Below are 15777 nucleotides of genomic sequence, written 5' to 3'. Positions count from 1 at the left end.
TGAAAATATTCTATGTAACAACATATCGTAACTACAGAAATATTATTAAATTCGTGTTTATTAATCTCTTCGTTCAGTCACAAAAAGCTCATTTTATGAGTAAATATTTTGAAAAATTTAAATAACAGTTATGTCGCTACCGCCGTAAATGGTGGTGAAATTAATGTGAAGTTAATTCCGTTACAACGTAAACAAAGCAGCCTCAATGGTTTCATTATGGTCGATGTGGGGCAAATGGTGGAACTCGAATCAGGTGAAATTTTTCCTTTAAATATCGATGGTAAAAGTTTCTATACTGGAATTAATCAATTGTATCGTTTGTAATTTGAATCAATATAAAAAGTGGCGTTTTAATAACACCACTTTTTTAGTTTTAAACTGTGAATATTTTGATTAAGTTGAATCTCTAAAATCTGGGCTTCATGCTCACGCCAATCACCAAGTACAATTCTTTTTTTATCTTGAATTTGATGAATATCAGGGCGGTGTGTATGTCCATGAATCAGGATATCAGCATTGTTAAGTGCAGCTTCAACCGCAGTATGATTTACATCCATAATGTCATAGGATTTAACTTGTTTAGTTTCCGCACTTTTTTTGCGAAAGCCATTGGCAATTTTCTGTCGAATACCCAAGGGTAGACTTTTGAGGAAGCCAAGCAATAAAGGATTGCGAATAATTTTACGAAATTTTTGATAAGACACATCATCGGTGCAGAGTAAATCACCATGTTCGAGTCGTATGGTGTATTTTCCTAAGCTGAGATCATCAATATCTTGCAATAACTGACCATTAAACTTGTCTAAAAACTTTTGACCTAAGGCAAAGTCGCGGTTACCGACTTGGAAATAAATATGATTTCCTGCAGCACTAAAATCTTTTAGGGCATGGATGATTTCATCCAACCATGGGGCAGTGTAGTCATCACCAATCCAAGCATTAAACCAATCACCTAAAATATACAGCTGGGTATTTTGATTTTTATATTGTTCTAACAAAGCTAAAAACCCCCGAACGAGTCGAGGGTGTTCAGGTGACAAATGTAAATCTGAGATAAACAGATAGGTCACGAATCTTTTCCTTTTCATCCTCCAGATTCCTCTATAAAGAGAAATCTTTTTCATTACTCCATTTTAAAGCGATGCTTTAAAACTCATAAAGAATGGAGAGGATGTTTTTATTCAGAAATGATTTTAGCTGATTCGATTACTACGTTCTCTAGAGGAACGTCTGCGTGGTAGCCACGGTTACCAGTGCGAACACCTTTAATCGCTTCTACAACGTCCATACCTTCTGCAACTTTACCGAATACGGCATAGCCCCAACCTTGTGCTGTTTTACCAGTGTGGTTTAGGAAAGAGTTATTTTTCACGTTAATGAAGAATTGAGCAGAAGCAGAGTGAGGTGCTTGAGTACGCGCCATGGCGATCGTACCAACGTCATTGCTTAGGCCGTTGTCAGCTTCGTTTTCAATAGAATCACGCGTTGCTTTTTCTTTGAAGTTTTCATCCATGCCGCCGCCTTGGATCATGAAACCATCAATAACACGGTGGAAAATCACGCCGTCATAGAAACCATCGCGAACATACTGTAAGAAGTTTTCAGCAGTTTTAGGTGCTTTTTCAGTGTTAAGCTCAAGAACAATACGACCTTTATTGGTGTTTAATTCAACTTGAGGAAAACTCATTGTGTAATCTCCTATACATGGACATGAAAGCCATGGGTTTTTTGGTTGTGAGAAGCATAAGCAAACTGTAAACTACAAGGCAAGTAAAAACGTTATTTTCTTTGTTAAAAGTGAAGAAAAGCGTTTTAATTATCCTAATTTTTTATTTCAGAAGTGATTTTACTACCATGAAGCCAAACGATGTTGTTTCATCCCTGCCTAATAATCCGACAACCAAGAACAATGCCCCTGTCGAAGCTGCGCAGCAGGAACAACAGCCTGGCTTAGACTTTGTACGTCAGGTGATCACCGATGATTTAGCTGCTGGCCGTACTCAACAAGTGGTCACACGTTTCCCACCAGAGCCAAATGGTTACCTACATATCGGTCACGTAAAAGCGATCTGCTTAAACTTTGGTATTGCCCAAGAGTTTTCAGGTTTATGTAACTTGCGTTTTGACGATACCAACCCAGACGCTGAAGAACAAGAATATGTAGATGGGATTGCCAATGATGTGAAATGGCTAGGTTTTGAATGGAACGGCGAACCGCGCTATGCATCAAGTTATTTTGATCAGCTCTACGCTTGGGCGGTGCAATTAATTGAACAAGGCGATGCCTATGTCGATTTGCAATCGCCTGAAGAAATTAAACTGAACCGTGGTAATTTCGTTGAGCCGGGTAAAAACTCACCACAGCGCGATGCTTCAATTGAAGAGAACTTGGCACGTTTTGAACAAATGCGTAATGGTGAGTTGGGTGAAGGTCAAGCTGTGCTTCGAGCAAAAATTGATATGACCTCACCAAACATCCATATGCGTGATCCTATTTTGTACCGTGTACTGCATTCTGAGCATCACCAAACGGGTGATAAATGGAAAATGTACCCGATGTATGACTATGCACATCCATTATCAGATGCCATTGAAGGAATCACACATTCACTCTGCACATTAGAGTTTGTGGATCATCGTCCATTCTATGATTGGGTTGTGGAAAAAGTTAAATCACCGTCTGTGCCGCATCAGTACGAATCGAGCCGTTTGAATGTGGATTACACCATTACTTCTAAACGTAAATTGCGTAAATTGGTTGAAGGCGGTCATGTGAATGGTTGGGATGACCCACGTATGCCAACTGTTGTGGGTATGCGTCGCCGTGGTTTTACTCCTGAAGGTCTGCGTGATTTCTGTAAACGTGTCGGTGTAACCAAAGTTGATGGCAGTATTGTTGATGTTGCCATGCTGGAATATTGCATCCGTCAGTCTTTGGAAAATACCGCAGCACGTGGTATGGCAGTCTTGAATCCGCTGAAAGTAACGTTGACTAACTTGCCTGAAGCGATGGATTTAACCCATGCGCGTCATCCAAACGTAGACATGGGCGACCGTATCATTCCATTGACTCAAGATATTTACATTGACCGTAAAGATTTTGAAGAAGTCGCACCAAAAGGCTTTAAACGTTTAATCCCGGGCGGTGAAGTGCGTTTACGTCATGCCTATGTGATGAAGTGCGATGAAGTGATTAAAGATGCCAATGGTGAAGTGGTTGAACTGAAATGTTCAATCGATCCTGAAACTCTAGGCAAGAACCCTGAAGGCCGTAAAGTGAAAGGCGTTGTACATTGGGTTTCTGCAAGCAAAGGTATTCCTGCAGAAGTACGCATTTACGACCGTTTATTCACTGAGTCTGACCCAGAAGTGGGTGATGATTTCCTTGCGAACTTAAATCCAGAATCATTAAAAGTAGTTCAAGCGGTGATTGAGCCTGCTTTGGCGGAAGCGCAAGCAGAAGACCGTTTCCAATTTGAACGTGAAGGCTATTTCGTTGCAGATCAGTTTGATCACAGCGCGGAAAAACCTGTGTTTAACCGTATTTTAGACTTGAAAGACAGCTTCAAGCCTAAGCAAGGATAAGCCGAGCGCAAGAGATGAAGCTGTGCTTCATCTGTGATACAGGTGAAAAATTAATTGAGATAAATATTCCAAAAGCTCAACTTCGGTTGGGCTTTTTCATGTAAAAGTATTGGATCAACAGTAAAGCGACCAAGTTTTATGAGGGGGAATCTGTGATTATTCGGGATAAAAATAATAGCTTTCTGCTGTTATTTGCATGGCATGGCACAATTTTACCTAAAGTGATGCCCGCGCTAGCGGTTGTTGTCAGCTTGTCAGCACTGCTGGTGTATTTAAGTGCTGCGCATTTCTTGATAACGCCAGAAGTTCCCGCCATTGGCTTTACCATCTTTGGTGTGATTCTGTCGATTTTCTTAAGTTTCAGAAATACGGCCTGTTATGACCGCTGGTGGGAAGGGCGCAAGCTTTGGGGTGCACTGATTGCCAATACGCGGCATATGATTCGTGATAGTCATGTACTGGAAGATGCTGAGCGTCAGATTTTGATGTATCGCGTCATGTTGTTTTGCTATTTACTGCGCGACCGATTACGTCATCAAACGAAGGATATTCAACATTTCCGAGATCAGGTCAATTTAAGCGATGTGCAATGGCAGCAATGTGCTGAACATATTAATGCGCCGCAGTACTTACTTGAGATCATGCAGAGAGATTTGGTGCAGCTTTATAAGCAAGGTCAAATCAGCGACATCATCTATAGCACGTTGACTCGACATACGGTGGCTATGGGTGATATTCATGCAGGTTGTGACCGGATTATGACCACACCATTGCCATTTTCGTATTCTGTCCTACTACATCGAGCTGTTTATTCATTCTGTTTAATTTTGCCGTTTAGTATTGAGGCGAGTTTTGGTCTTTGGACGCCTGTAATTGTGGCGTTAATTGCTTATTTATTTTTAGGTTTGGATGCGCTTAGTGCAGAGTTAGAGGAACCATTTGGGTTGCAGGAAAATGACTTACCACTCGATTCGATTGTGCGAAATATTGAACGGGAAATGTTAAGTTCATTGGGAGCTGAGATTCCACCGGTATTTTTAAGCCATAACGGTAATTTGAGTTAAGTTTAGAAAAATCATTTTTTGCATTTACATCGTGCTGTTTAAGTCTTTAACAATTCAGTGATAGCCATGAATTTTAAATGTGTGCTATAGCTAAATTCTAAAAATATTAGCACGTAAAAATAGCTGTAAAATTCCATTCTTTAAGGTCTTTGGTGTACTGAAGAGTTAAGTAATCAGCTATATCACTGAGAAGAAGAATAAAAGGAAGACTTGAATGAGCGTAGTGATTGAAACTCAAATGTTAATCCGCAAATCAATTAATATTGTATTTAATGCCTTTGTCGATCCACTTATCACCCAAAAATTTTGGTTCAGTGCATCAAGTGGCTATCTGGAAGAAGGCGCGACGGTAGAATGGATTTGGGAAAAATATAAGGCCACAGTGCAAGTTCATGTGTTAAAAATCAAAGAGAATGAACTTATTCGGATCGAGTGGGGCGAGCCTAAAAGCAAAGTGGATTTTATTTTTGAAAAAGTAAGTTCAATACAAACCTATGTGCGAATTAAAAATTATGATCTTCCATATCAGGATCAGGCTTTGATTGATTTTGTCATTGATAGCACAGGTGGTTTCACAACGGTATTGGATGCTGCAAAAATATATCTAGAGCATGACATTGAACCAAATCTTGTCTTGGATAACTTTCCACCTTTTGAAGCATAGATTTGATAATGACTAATACGATTTATGAACAATTAAAAGCAATTTAAAAAATTAACGGTTTTTAGGATTCTGGCGTTTTAAATAGCTATAGACTGGCATCTTCATTTTAGCTTTTTCACGTAATTTCTTTTTCATATAAAATACCAAGGCAAAGCAGGTGGTGGTGACTGTCAGCATCATACTGCTCATATAAGTCATGAGTGAGCTGATATAGCCAATGGTGGTAAGACGGTTCATCATGCGGAACACTTGAGGGCTGCTTTCCACGCCTGTAATGGCCCATGTACATAAATGTTCGCAGTTATTAATAATTAGATGATAGTTATTTTCATGCATACGCGAGCGCATACGACGCACGACTTTACGTCCTTTAAATTTGGGATGGCTGTATTGCTGAACTAAGATCTTTTTGCCATGACTGAAATTTTCAATCGAGGTGATTTCAATCGGGTGTTTTTTGAAAAGATGTGCAAAACCAGAGTAGTGAATTACTCTACCACGACCAGCATAGATGCCATGATGGCTATAACCGAAGTGTTTAACAATCAGATGTGATCCTAATGGATAACCACCTTTCTGCACATGCATATTTATACGAATCCTAATCCAAAATCCGATATATATTTATCATCCTAGTCTACTTTCAATCTGTGAATTAATCGACTATTTTAGCGCTGATCCAGTGAAGTTCTGGTCAATTTTTGTGTTTAGGCTTAGGAGCGTACAATGTATTTGCAGAATTTAAAGACAATTGTAAATTTTTTAAGTTTAGGTGCTGCATTGGGCTTTATTTTACAGCCGAGCATGGTTTTGGCAGATGTTCAGGCTTATCGTGTGAATCAGCCTATAGCGGTTGATGTAGTAGAAGTCACTGACCTTAGTAATCTCGGACTTTACTTAAAGGATTTCAAGCAGCAGCCTTATCAAAATTTTCAGCGTTTACAAGCGTCATTGATGAAGAGTTGCAAGCGCATCGAATTTGCGATGAATGCAGGGATGTATCATGCCAATTTAAGTCCTGTGGGTTTATATATTGAAAATGGTGCGGAACAAAAAGCTTTAAATCGTGCAACCAAAGGATTTGGCAATTTTTTAATCCAGCCAAATGGTGTCTTGGCATGGAATGCAGATCAAGCCATTATTGCAACGACGCAACAATATGCAGCATCGAATTTTAATGCACGCTATGCGACACAGTCTGGCCCGATGTTGGTGGTGGATGGGAAGATCAATCCCAACTTCTTGCCAAAATCTGATTCATTGAAAATTCGAAATGGGGTCGGTATTAAAGATAGAAAGCTGTATTTTGTGATTAGCCGAGAAGGCGTGTCATTTTATACCTTTGCCCAATATTTTAAATCGACGTTGGGTGTGAAGGATGCACTGTATTTGGATGGTTCGATTTCAAGCGCAGAGATTCGTGGTTTAAATCGATATGATATCAGCTTTAAACCTTTAGGGCCGATTGTGGCCTATACACGGCAAATTAGATGTTGATAAGCCCGAAAATAGATCAGGCTTATCTTGCAGTATGGATTGGGATCACAATAGTCGGATTATTTACCGACTAAACCAAGGAAGCTACTTTGTGTTTTACATATTTGAATCGCGTCTTCTTCTGATTGTTGCTTAATGCCTTCTTCAAATTGTTTTTTCTGTTCTTTAATTTGTTCTTCATTGAGTCCCATTTGCTTAGACAGAGATTCTAATTTTTGCCAAGATTCTTCACATTCTTTGGGCATATTGCTACAGGCTGTTAGAGCAAGGCAAAGTGTGGTGAGGAGGCTAATTGATAATTTATTCATGTGCTTATCCGTTGTTTTAAATGGTTTTTTGTTGGGACTAAATAGGTGTTGGAATTTTTTTTAAATAATTAAAAATAAAACCAATAAAAATAATGTCTTATATTTGAATAATTATAGCTAAAGTCTAAAAAATAGCCAGACTGTATTTTAAATACATATTAAAGGATTGTAATTGCTGAACAGGCACATTAGTTACATATTGCAGTTAGAAAAATTTGCATGAAAAAAAGGTATTCTGTGTGTCACAAAATACCTTTTTTTAAATAATCTACTTAGACTCTACTGTAGAGGTAGATGCTGGGCTTCATTTAACTCTTTGCGACTATAACCTCTAGACGCAAGAACCTTTTTAATACCAATAATCACATCTTCATCTGTTGCTGTTGTAAGCGCAGTAAGGAGCTGTTCATTGGTTTTACAAGAGTAATCATTTTCAACACAGGCAACCTGATTCTTATGCCCGTTTTGCTGTTCATTCGCGAACAACTTTTGCCAAAAACTCATAGAGCCTTCATTAACAACCTAACATAGGATGAAATATAGCCAATCTGTTAAATAAAGCAACCTTACTAAAGTGATATTTTAGACAGTTAAGCCATCCTTTGGCTGATAGAGCGTTTTTCAAGCGAATCTATCGTTAATTGATAAGTTTTAATAGCTGAGTATAGTATTGGAATATATAAGGATTTTAGATTTTAAAAAAGGAGCTTAAATAAAGCTCCTTAATGACAAATGAATGACTTGAAACAATTTGTTTAAATCTTCTCAAGTAAAACGCCTGATTCCACATGGTGGGTATAAGGGAATTGATCAAATAAGGCGAATTTGGTGATTTTATGGCTTTGTGACAGTTGTTTTAAATTGTCATACAACGTATCTGGGTTGCACGAAATATAGATAATGCGTTCAAAACGTTGTAACAGTTTCAAGGTTTCATCATCAATCCCTGCGCGTGGGGGATCGACAAAAACCGTGTCAAAGTTATAACTTGAAATATCAATTTCAGCTTCTTCTAAACGACGGAATTCACGTTCACCATTATAGGCTTGGGTAAATTCTTCAGCAGACAGGCGTGCCACTTGAATATTCTCAATAGCGTTTTGTTCAATATTCCACTGTGCCGCATAAACCGAAGATTTCGCCAGCTCTGTCGCCAATACACGATTAAAACGTGTTGACAACGGTAGGGTAAAGTTACCATTACCGCAGTACAATTCGAGCAAGTCTTGGTCTGAATGTTCAGCCGCATTGCAGGCCCATTCCAACATTTTTTGGCAAACACCCGCGTTGGGCTGGGTAAAGCTACTTTCGATTTGTTTGTATTGATATTTGCGGTCAAAGACTTTGAGTTCTTCAACGACGTAATCGTCAGTCAAAATGACACGCTGGCCACGACTACGACCATAAATTTTAATATTGAGTTTATCTGATAATGCTTTTGCAGCCACTTCCCATTCAGCATTGAGCGGGCAACGATAGACCAAAGACACCAACATTTCACCTTTCAGCGTAGCTAAAAAGTGAACTTCAAATAAACGACTCGATAGAATTTTTTGGGCTTTTAATTCATTGAGCAAGACAGGCATCAAGGCATTAATGCTTTGATCTGCAATGGGGAAATCTTTGATTTCGACCACTTTCTTTTGATCGTCTGCGTCACGTTCAAACATCGCATAGAACATATCATTTTCTGTATGCCAAATACGGAATTCAGCCCGCATACGAAAGTTCTGTTCGGCAGAAGGGAAAACTTCTAAAGAGGGAGGATTGTATTCTGAAAATTGAGCCGTAATACGGGCAACTTTGGCATCAAGTTGTTGCTGATAAGTTGAAGTCATATGCAGTAAAAAATCGCAAACATATTAAAAAAAGTCATGTTAGCAAAAATCACCCTCTAAAACTAAATTAATTGTGCTTTTAAGCCAAATCAATCATGCAATCAGTAAGGCTCAGGGGGAGGTGTAGAGCATCGTAAGGCGGTGAATGATGCAGATATTTAGATTTAAAAAATACTCAGCCATCAGGGAACATACATCATGACTGAGCAAAAGAGGAAACTTTAATTCATGGTCATTAGGCTGGCATTTCCGCCTGCGGCAGCGGTGTTAATGCTAATGGCACGTTCAATGACAAAGCGCTCGACAGGAATGTTGTAATTACCAGATTTTAAATGCGTGATCCCAATAATCGGACCTTCACGTGAGGCAATGGCTTGTTGGATGGTGAGTAATTCATGTTGTGAGCCATGATGCAGGACTGCATCAAAATCACCATGCTCTAAATCGGCAACGACTTTAAATTCAGTCGCGAGTAATTTTGGCATTTGATTAAGATATTTCAGAATAAAAGTATTGTCTGCCAGTACCGCAGGTTTGCTGTCGACTGATAAAATTGCTGCGATTTGGTGTAATTGATCTGCATCGGTTTGCGCCAGTGAAAGCACTGCTGAACGTGCCAAAATCGCATATTGGTTATGTTCACCAGTTGGTCCTTGTAACTCAAAGCTTTGACCCACTGCAATGGTATTGGGTTGTTGTTGTTGTTGTTGTTGTTGAATCTGTGGAAATTGTTGTGCCGCCCAAGTTTTAAAAGCTTCATAGGCTGGGAATGTTGCCGTAGGTGTTTCAGCTTGTGCAGCATAAGGCGTAGCAAGTTTTTTCTCTGAAACCTGATGCATTAAACGATATAAATACAGTGGACCACCGGCTTTAGGACCCGTGCCCGATAAGCCCTCACCACCAAAAGGTTGTACCCCAACAACAGCACCGACTATATTGCGGTTAATGTATAAGTTGCCAACTTTGGCATGCTCAATGACTTTGTGAATGGTGTCATCAATACGGGTATGTAAACCCATGGTCAGACCATAACCTTTGTTATTAATCTGGGCTAATAGGTTCTCAATTTCGCCATGTTTATAAGTCATTAGATGTAGCACTGGGCCAAAAACTTCACGTTCCAAATCATTTAAATTTGGCAGTTCAATTAAGGTCGGTGGAATAAATGTGCCAGCATTCAAATCATCGGTTTCCGTATTAAACATGATTTGATGTATGGGATAACCTTTGCTACGCATTTTATCGATGTGCTTTTGGATATTTTGCTGTGCTTCAGTATCAATCACTGGGCCAATATCGGTTTTTAATAATGCAGGATTGCCGACACGTAGTTGTTTCATCGCACCTTTCAACATATTACGCACAATTTCAGCATTGTCTTCTTGCACACATAGAATACGCAGGGCAGAGCAACGCTGACCGGCACTGTCATAAGCTGAATTGACAACATCCAAAACTACTTGTTCAGTCAGTGCTGAAGAATCCACGATCATGGCATTTTGACCACCAGTTTCGGCAATCAAAACTACACTTTCACCAAATTGATTAAGTCGTTGTGCCACGGTTTTTTGTAAAATACCTGCAACTTCGATTGAGCCTGTAAATATGATGCCTTGTATACGTGAGTCGCTACTGATTTTTGCGCCAATGGTTTCGCCACGGCCTGGCAGTAATTGCAGAACATCTGAGGGAATACCCGCTTCCCATAAGATTTGTACGGCTTGCACGGCAATCAGTGGTGTTTGTTCTGCCGGTTTTGCAATCACCGTATTGCCTGCAACCAAGGCAGCAGCAATTTGCCCTGTAAAAATTGCCAATGGAAAATTCCAAGGACTAATACATAACACTGTACCTAGAGGTTCAATGTGAGTCTCTGAGGGTAGATTGACCATCTGTGCTGCATAATAGCGCAGAAAATCAACTGCTTCTCGAACTTCAGCAATGGCATTAGCATAGGTTTTACCACTTTCACGAGACAGCAATACCATTAAGGGGTGCAACTGTGTTTCCATCAAATCTGCAGCGCGATTTAAACATGCGGCACGTTGGTCTTTATGGGTGTTTTTCCAACTGCTTTGTGCGGTTTCGGCTTGTATCAATGCAGTTTCAGCTTGTTCAATAGTTGCTTCGTATACAGTACCGACGACATCATGGTGTTGAGCTGGGTTTAGAATGGGCAAACCATTTTCTAATGCAAAATTGCCAAAGCCTGAGCCCATTACGTTGGCTTGCCACTGGGTATGAGCAAGTTGAATTGCGGTGGTATTAAGCTGTGCCAAATCATGGTCATTGGCCAAATCGAGACCTTTCGAATTGGTACGTTGATCAGCGTATAAATTGGCAGGATAAGGAATTGATGGATGCTTTGTTCCAATGACTTGTTCTGTTTGCGCCGAAGCTAAAATGGTTTGATGTGGATTTTCAATCAAATCTTCAATTTTAAGGTTTTTGTCGGCAATTCGATTCACAAATGAAGTATTGGCTCCATTTTCGAGTAAGCGACGAACTAAATAGGCCAGTAACGTTTCATGATTCCCCACAGGAGCATAAATTCGGCAAGGAACGCCAAGTTTATGTTCAGTTTTTTTGCCCACCACTTGCTCATAGAGCGGTTCGCCCATGCCATGTAGACATTGGAACTCATATTGGCCTGGATAATACTGCTCAGGCTGAGCAAGGTGGTAAATCGTGGCAACGGTTTGAGCATTATGCGTTGCAAACTGTGGGTAGATTTGCTCTGGAGCTGCCAATAATTTTTGTGCGCAAGCCACATAAGACAAGTCGGTATGTACTTTACGAGTAAAGACAGGGTAGTCGGTCATGCCTTCAATTTGTGCTTTCTTAATTTCGCTATCCCAATAAGCACCTTTAACTAAGCGGATCATCAGGCGTTTTTGGCTGCGTTTGGCTAAATCAATGACATAATCGACGACATAGAAACAGCGCTTTTGATAAGCCTGAATCACGAAACCGATGCCTTTCCAGTCCGCAAGTTGCGGTTCAAAACATAAACGCTCAAGTAGTTCGAGTGAAATTTCTAAACGATCAGTTTCTTCCGCATCAATATTCAGACCAAGATCATAATGTTTTGCAAGCAGCGCAAGCTCAAGCACTTTGCTATACAGCTCATTGTGTACACGGTCGATTTGCGCGCGTTGATAGCGTGGATGCAACGCAGATAATTTAATGGAAATTCCCGGGCCGTTATAAACATCTTTAGTTAATGAGGCTTGACCGATGGCATGAATGGCATCGGTATAATCTTGATAATAACGTTCTGCATCTGGATCTGTCAGCGCAGCTTCACCGAGCATGTCATAGGAATATTGGAAACCTTTATCTTCTAAAATTTCTGCATGTTTAAGGGCTTCATTGATGGTTTCACCCGTGACAAATTGCTCGCCCATCATACGCATTGCAACATCGACTGCTTTACGGATAATTCCGCGACCGCTACGCGCTAAAATACTGGTCAGCAGGCTGGATAAGCTTTTTTGTTGTGGCGTTTCCATCAGTTTTCCGGTAAGCATGAGGCCCCATGCAGCCGCATTGACAAACATCAGTTGACTTTGACCTAAATGCTCTTTCCAATTGCCTTGGTTAATTTTGTCTTTGATCAGCAAATCGCGCGTGGCTTGATCTGGAATACGCAGCAAGGCTTCCGCTAAGCACATCAAAGCGATACCTTCCTGAGAGGAGAGTGAAAATTCTTGCAACAGACCTTGAACGATACCGGCTTTACCATTGCCACTTTTACGTTCACGTAAGGAGTGAGCTAGATTGAAGGCCAATTGCTGAATTTGTTCACTGATTGGCGACGGAATATCACTATGTGCCAGTAGATGTTCTACACATTTAGTTTCCGCACGACGCCATGCTGCATTAATCGACTGTTCAAAGCTATTTTTGTCTTTAAATTCGGTGATATAGCCATCATTTGGTGTGACTTCTAAAACTTTTCCGTTCATGGGCTTTATTCCGTGTCGATGTTTTATGGCCTGCAAATAAATCTTGAGGTCTGTCCTTTATTTAATTTATGATTACAGAATATTTAGCGAATAACTCACTATAGTTTTATATTGTATTTAGAGAATAATTCTGATGAACAGCCCGTATTTGAGCTTGGATCGTATCGACATTCGAATTTTGGAATTACTTCAAGAAGATGGAAAAATATCCAATATTAAACTTGCCGAATTGGTGAATTTATCTCCCACAGCTGCATTGGCACGGGTGCAAAAATTATCTAAAGAGGGTTTCATTTTAGGCTATGAAGCACGCTTAAATCCAGTCATGTTAAACAATGGATTTGTGGTCTTTGTGGAAATATTAGTAGATAAAACCACGCCCAATATTTTAGAAAATTTTTCTGATGCTGTACGGCAAATTCCTGAAATTGTCGAATGTCATATGACTAGCGGCGGCTTCGATTTCGTGGTCAAAATTCGCTGTGCAAATATGGAAGAGTTTAGACGAATTTCAGAGCACGTCTTGTGGCAGTTGCCGGGGATCAAAGAAACCCGTAGCTATCCTGTCATGGAAGTGATTAAAGAAAGCATGCAAATTAAACTGAAACCACCTGTACGCCCAAAATAATCGTTTTACAGCATAAAAAAGAGGCGTTAATCTCCGTAATTTTGTTTGAAATTCATCGATTAAATTTCAGAAATTTCTTTTTGATACGTGACTTCTGCCTGTTTAAAGCATCGCATGACATCTACAGTAGGTGCTTTACCCATTAAGCTCACTACGACAATGCCACTCCAAGAAAGAATAAATTCGTCACATTATCCTTAATCAAAGCGAATCATCTGCTTCCTAGATGAAATTTTGTATTTGTGTCCTAAGTCGTAGATTCAAACAGAGATTAAAAACTACACTCTGTAATAATTGAACATACTTTATGTATCATCAATGTAAAAAGTATTTTTTCGATTGCAAAGCGCAAAAATCTAAGTACCTTGAGAAGGCTTAAAAATAGGTTAATGTAAGTCAGATTAAACTTTGTTTAAAAAGGAACAGTCTCGAAATTCAAACTGAAATTTTGGCGTATTTGTTACAAAAAGTTACATTTTGAACAAGAAGCCTATATTTGAAATATTTAGTTGCATTTAAGCATCACTTCAATTCAAGGGAGTGCATCTAAACTGGTCGAATATAAATTATGCACAAGCTTTGTGCGTAAACAGAGGGTATGCGCAGTGACGACGGTTCAGATGGAAAAAACAAGAACAGAGCATGATTTTTTAGGGGACAGAGCAGTTCTACAGTCATGCTATTACGGGATACATACACTTCGTGCGATCGAAAATTTTCAGATTTCAGCGCAGTCTGTAGGTCAACTTAAATTTTATACGTGCGATTGCGCAAGTCAAAAAAGCATCGGCACAAACCAATCAGGACTTTGGTAAAATTCAAAATGACATTAGTCAAGCCATTCAACAGGCTTGTGATGAACTAATTGAATATCCTGAAAAATGGAGCGACTCATTTCCGATTGATATTTATCAAGGTGGGGCGGGTACTTCAATCAATATGAATACTAATGAAGTCATTGCTAATATTGCTTTGGAAACTTTGGGTGAGGCAAAGGGAACGTATCATCGGATTCATCCCAATGATCATGTCAACAAGTCACAATCGACCAATGATGTGTATCCCACGGCTTTAAGACTGGCAACTTATAGTTCTTTTGACAGTTTACTAGCGGTGTTGAAGCAGCTTATTGATAGCTTTTATAGCAAAGCAGATGAATTTCAGCATGTGATTAAAATGGGTCGTACACAGTTACAAGATGCTGTCCCAATGACTTTGGGACAAGAGTTTCGTGCATTTGCCACCTTGTTAAAAGAAGACCTGAAACTGATTGAACAAACGCGCCATCTCTTATTGGAAATAAATTTAGGTGCAACGGCGATCGGTACAGGCGTGAATTCACCTGAAGGTTATGCATCGAAAGTGGTTGAAAACTTAGCACAATTAACTGGTTTGAAATTATTTGGTGCAGAAGATTATGTCGAAGCAACCAGTGACTGTGGTGTCTTTATTATTTTATCGAGTTGTTTGAAACGCTTGGTAGTAAAACTTTCCAAAATTTGTAATGACTTGCGTCTCTTAAGTTCTGGGCCAAGAACTGGTTTGGCAGAAATTCGTTTACCAGAATTACAAGCTGGTTCATCGATCATGCCTGCAAAAGTTAATCCAGTTATTCCAGAAGTGGTGAATCAAGTGGCATTTCGAGTCATCGGTAATGATTTGACCATTACACTGGCTGCTGAAGCCGGGCAATTACAACTCAATGCCATGGAACCGGTGATTGCTTTATCTATCAATGAATCGATTGAATTGTTAGCCAATGCAATCAAAACCTTGGATACAAAATGTGTTCAAGGTATACAAGCCAATACCCAAGCTTGTTTTGATGCCGTGATGCGTAGTGTTGGTATTGTGACTTTACTTGATCCTGTTTTGGGGCATGCAAAATGTGATGAAATTGGAAAACAATGTATTGCTGAAAATAAAACTATTCGACAAGTGGTGCTTGAACAGGAGTTATTAACCGAACAACAACTTGATGAAATTTTCTCAATCGAAAATTTAGTTTCTGAAATTACGCCATTGAGGATGCCATTGGCACAAGTCAGTTAATTAAAGCTTTTATATCGATAGTTTCTATAGCTTAGATTTTCAAAATCTCTCTATAGAAATGGAAGTCGTTGCGTACATGATTAAGCGAGGTTTGGCCCACTGCTGTCCCACAATTTTCATAAGAAGAGCCTCAATTGAGGTTCTTCTTGTTTTCGCCATTTTTTATCGGGCAT

At 39.6% G+C, this 15777-nt stretch carries 13 protein-coding genes and 1 pseudogene; 7 read left to right on the top strand and 7 right to left on the bottom strand.

Going from position 1 to position 15777, the window contains the following annotated elements; all coding sequences use genetic code 11:
- Positions 1-105: 105 nt before the first annotated feature.
- Positions 106-324 carry a transposase gene (locus ACN6OV_RS02460; protein WP_427949396.1) on the top strand — a complete coding sequence of 73 codons (219 nt, stop codon included), beginning with the start codon at positions 106-108 and terminating at the stop codon, positions 322-324.
- 26 nt (positions 325-350) lie between these two features.
- Here ACN6OV_RS02460 and ACN6OV_RS02455 read toward each other — a convergent pair whose 3' ends face one another.
- Positions 351-1070, bottom strand: coding sequence for a UDP-2,3-diacylglucosamine diphosphatase (locus ACN6OV_RS02455; RefSeq protein WP_427949394.1), 720 nt, complete (start codon positions 1068-1070; stop codon positions 351-353).
- A gap of 107 nt (positions 1071-1177) precedes the next feature.
- Positions 1178-1687, bottom strand: a complete 510-nt coding sequence (locus ACN6OV_RS02450; RefSeq protein ID WP_427949353.1) for a peptidylprolyl isomerase — start codon at positions 1685-1687, stop codon at positions 1178-1180.
- 167 nt (positions 1688-1854) lie between these two features.
- On the opposite strand from ACN6OV_RS02450, the gene ACN6OV_RS02445 reads away from it, so the two are divergent.
- The 3 genes from ACN6OV_RS02445 (at position 1855) to ACN6OV_RS02435 (ending at position 5313) form a co-directional block, all read left to right on the top strand.
- Positions 1855-3585 carry a glutamine--tRNA ligase/YqeY domain fusion protein gene (locus tag ACN6OV_RS02445; RefSeq protein ID WP_427949352.1) on the top strand — a complete coding sequence of 577 codons (1731 nt, stop codon included), beginning with the start codon at positions 1855-1857 and terminating at the stop codon, positions 3583-3585.
- Positions 3586-3737: 152 nt separating this feature from the next.
- The gene (locus ACN6OV_RS02440; protein WP_427949350.1) at positions 3738-4649 is read left to right on the top strand and encodes a bestrophin family protein; all 912 of its coding nucleotides are present in this window, start codon (positions 3738-3740) and stop codon (positions 4647-4649) included.
- 214 nt (positions 4650-4863) lie between these two features.
- On the top strand, positions 4864-5313 hold the full coding sequence (locus ACN6OV_RS02435; protein WP_427949348.1) for an SRPBCC domain-containing protein: 450 nt from the start codon (positions 4864-4866) through the stop codon (positions 5311-5313).
- 51 nt (positions 5314-5364) lie between these two features.
- Here the strand turns inward: ACN6OV_RS02435 and ACN6OV_RS02430 are convergent, their stop codons facing one another.
- Complete coding sequence (locus ACN6OV_RS02430) at positions 5365-5901, bottom strand: lecithin retinol acyltransferase family protein (protein WP_427949346.1); 537 nt, start codon at positions 5899-5901, stop codon at positions 5365-5367.
- Positions 5902-6039: 138 nt separating this feature from the next.
- On the opposite strand from ACN6OV_RS02430, the gene ACN6OV_RS02425 reads away from it, so the two are divergent.
- Positions 6040-6810 (top strand): phosphodiester glycosidase family protein, encoded by a 771-nt coding sequence (locus tag ACN6OV_RS02425; RefSeq protein ID WP_427949343.1) that lies wholly within the window; start codon positions 6040-6042, stop codon positions 6808-6810.
- Positions 6811-6869: 59 nt separating this feature from the next.
- On the opposite strand, the gene ACN6OV_RS02420 is transcribed toward ACN6OV_RS02425, so the two are convergent.
- The 4 genes from ACN6OV_RS02420 to putA form a co-directional block, all read right to left on the bottom strand.
- Positions 6870-7118 carry a hypothetical protein gene (locus ACN6OV_RS02420; RefSeq protein WP_427949342.1) on the bottom strand — a complete coding sequence of 83 codons (249 nt, stop codon included), beginning with the start codon at positions 7116-7118 and terminating at the stop codon, positions 6870-6872.
- Positions 7119-7397: 279 nt separating this feature from the next.
- Positions 7398-7622, bottom strand: a complete 225-nt coding sequence (locus ACN6OV_RS02415; protein WP_427949340.1) for a hypothetical protein — start codon at positions 7620-7622, stop codon at positions 7398-7400.
- Between the two features lie 251 nt (positions 7623-7873).
- Positions 7874-8956, bottom strand: coding sequence for a tRNA (uridine(54)-C5)-methyltransferase TrmA (gene trmA / locus ACN6OV_RS02410; protein WP_427949338.1), 1083 nt, complete (start codon positions 8954-8956; stop codon positions 7874-7876).
- Positions 8957-9177: 221 nt separating this feature from the next.
- Positions 9178-12924: a trifunctional transcriptional regulator/proline dehydrogenase/L-glutamate gamma-semialdehyde dehydrogenase gene (putA, locus tag ACN6OV_RS02405; protein ID WP_427949336.1), complete on the bottom strand. Its 3747-nt coding sequence runs from the start codon at positions 12922-12924 to the stop codon at positions 9178-9180.
- 133 nt (positions 12925-13057) lie between these two features.
- On the opposite strand from putA, the gene ACN6OV_RS02400 reads away from it, so the two are divergent.
- Together ACN6OV_RS02400 and aspA are read left to right on the top strand one after the other, a co-directional pair.
- Positions 13058-13552, top strand: coding sequence for an Lrp/AsnC ligand binding domain-containing protein (locus ACN6OV_RS02400; protein ID WP_427949335.1), 495 nt, complete (start codon positions 13058-13060; stop codon positions 13550-13552).
- A gap of 605 nt (positions 13553-14157) precedes the next feature.
- A pseudogene (aspA, locus tag ACN6OV_RS02395) lies at positions 14158-15604 on the top strand (aspartate ammonia-lyase).
- The last annotated feature ends 173 nt before the right edge of the window (positions 15605-15777 follow it).

It is taken from the genome of Acinetobacter sp., assembly GCF_050285345.1.
In the GTDB taxonomy this organism is placed as follows: Bacteria; Pseudomonadota; Gammaproteobacteria; order Pseudomonadales; family Moraxellaceae; genus Acinetobacter.
This window is presented reverse-complemented; position numbering and strand designations above follow the sequence as displayed.

Excerpts from the sequence above, each read along its gene's own strand:
- ACN6OV_RS02420 (WP_427949342.1), bottom strand. The coding sequence starts at position 7,118 with ATGAATAAATTATCAATTAGCCTCCTCACCACACTTTGCCTTGCTCTA.
- ACN6OV_RS02450 (WP_427949353.1), bottom strand. The coding sequence starts at position 1,687 with ATGAGTTTTCCTCAAGTTGAATTAAACACCAATAAAGGTCGTATTGTT.
- ACN6OV_RS02430 (WP_427949346.1), bottom strand. The coding sequence starts at position 5,901 with ATGCATGTGCAGAAAGGTGGTTATCCATTAGGATCACATCTGATTGTT.
- ACN6OV_RS02445 (WP_427949352.1), top strand. The coding sequence starts at position 1,855 with ATGAAGCCAAACGATGTTGTTTCATCCCTGCCTAATAATCCGACAACC.
- ACN6OV_RS02435 (WP_427949348.1), top strand. The coding sequence starts at position 4,864 with ATGAGCGTAGTGATTGAAACTCAAATGTTAATCCGCAAATCAATTAAT.
- ACN6OV_RS02415 (WP_427949340.1), bottom strand. The coding sequence starts at position 7,622 with ATGAGTTTTTGGCAAAAGTTGTTCGCGAATGAACAGCAAAACGGGCAT.
- trmA (WP_427949338.1), bottom strand. The coding sequence starts at position 8,956 with ATGACTTCAACTTATCAGCAACAACTTGATGCCAAAGTTGCCCGTATT.
- putA (WP_427949336.1), bottom strand. The coding sequence starts at position 12,924 with ATGAACGGAAAAGTTTTAGAAGTCACACCAAATGATGGCTATATCACC.
- ACN6OV_RS02400 (WP_427949335.1), top strand. The coding sequence starts at position 13,058 with ATGAACAGCCCGTATTTGAGCTTGGATCGTATCGACATTCGAATTTTG.
- ACN6OV_RS02425 (WP_427949343.1), top strand. The coding sequence starts at position 6,040 with ATGTATTTGCAGAATTTAAAGACAATTGTAAATTTTTTAAGTTTAGGT.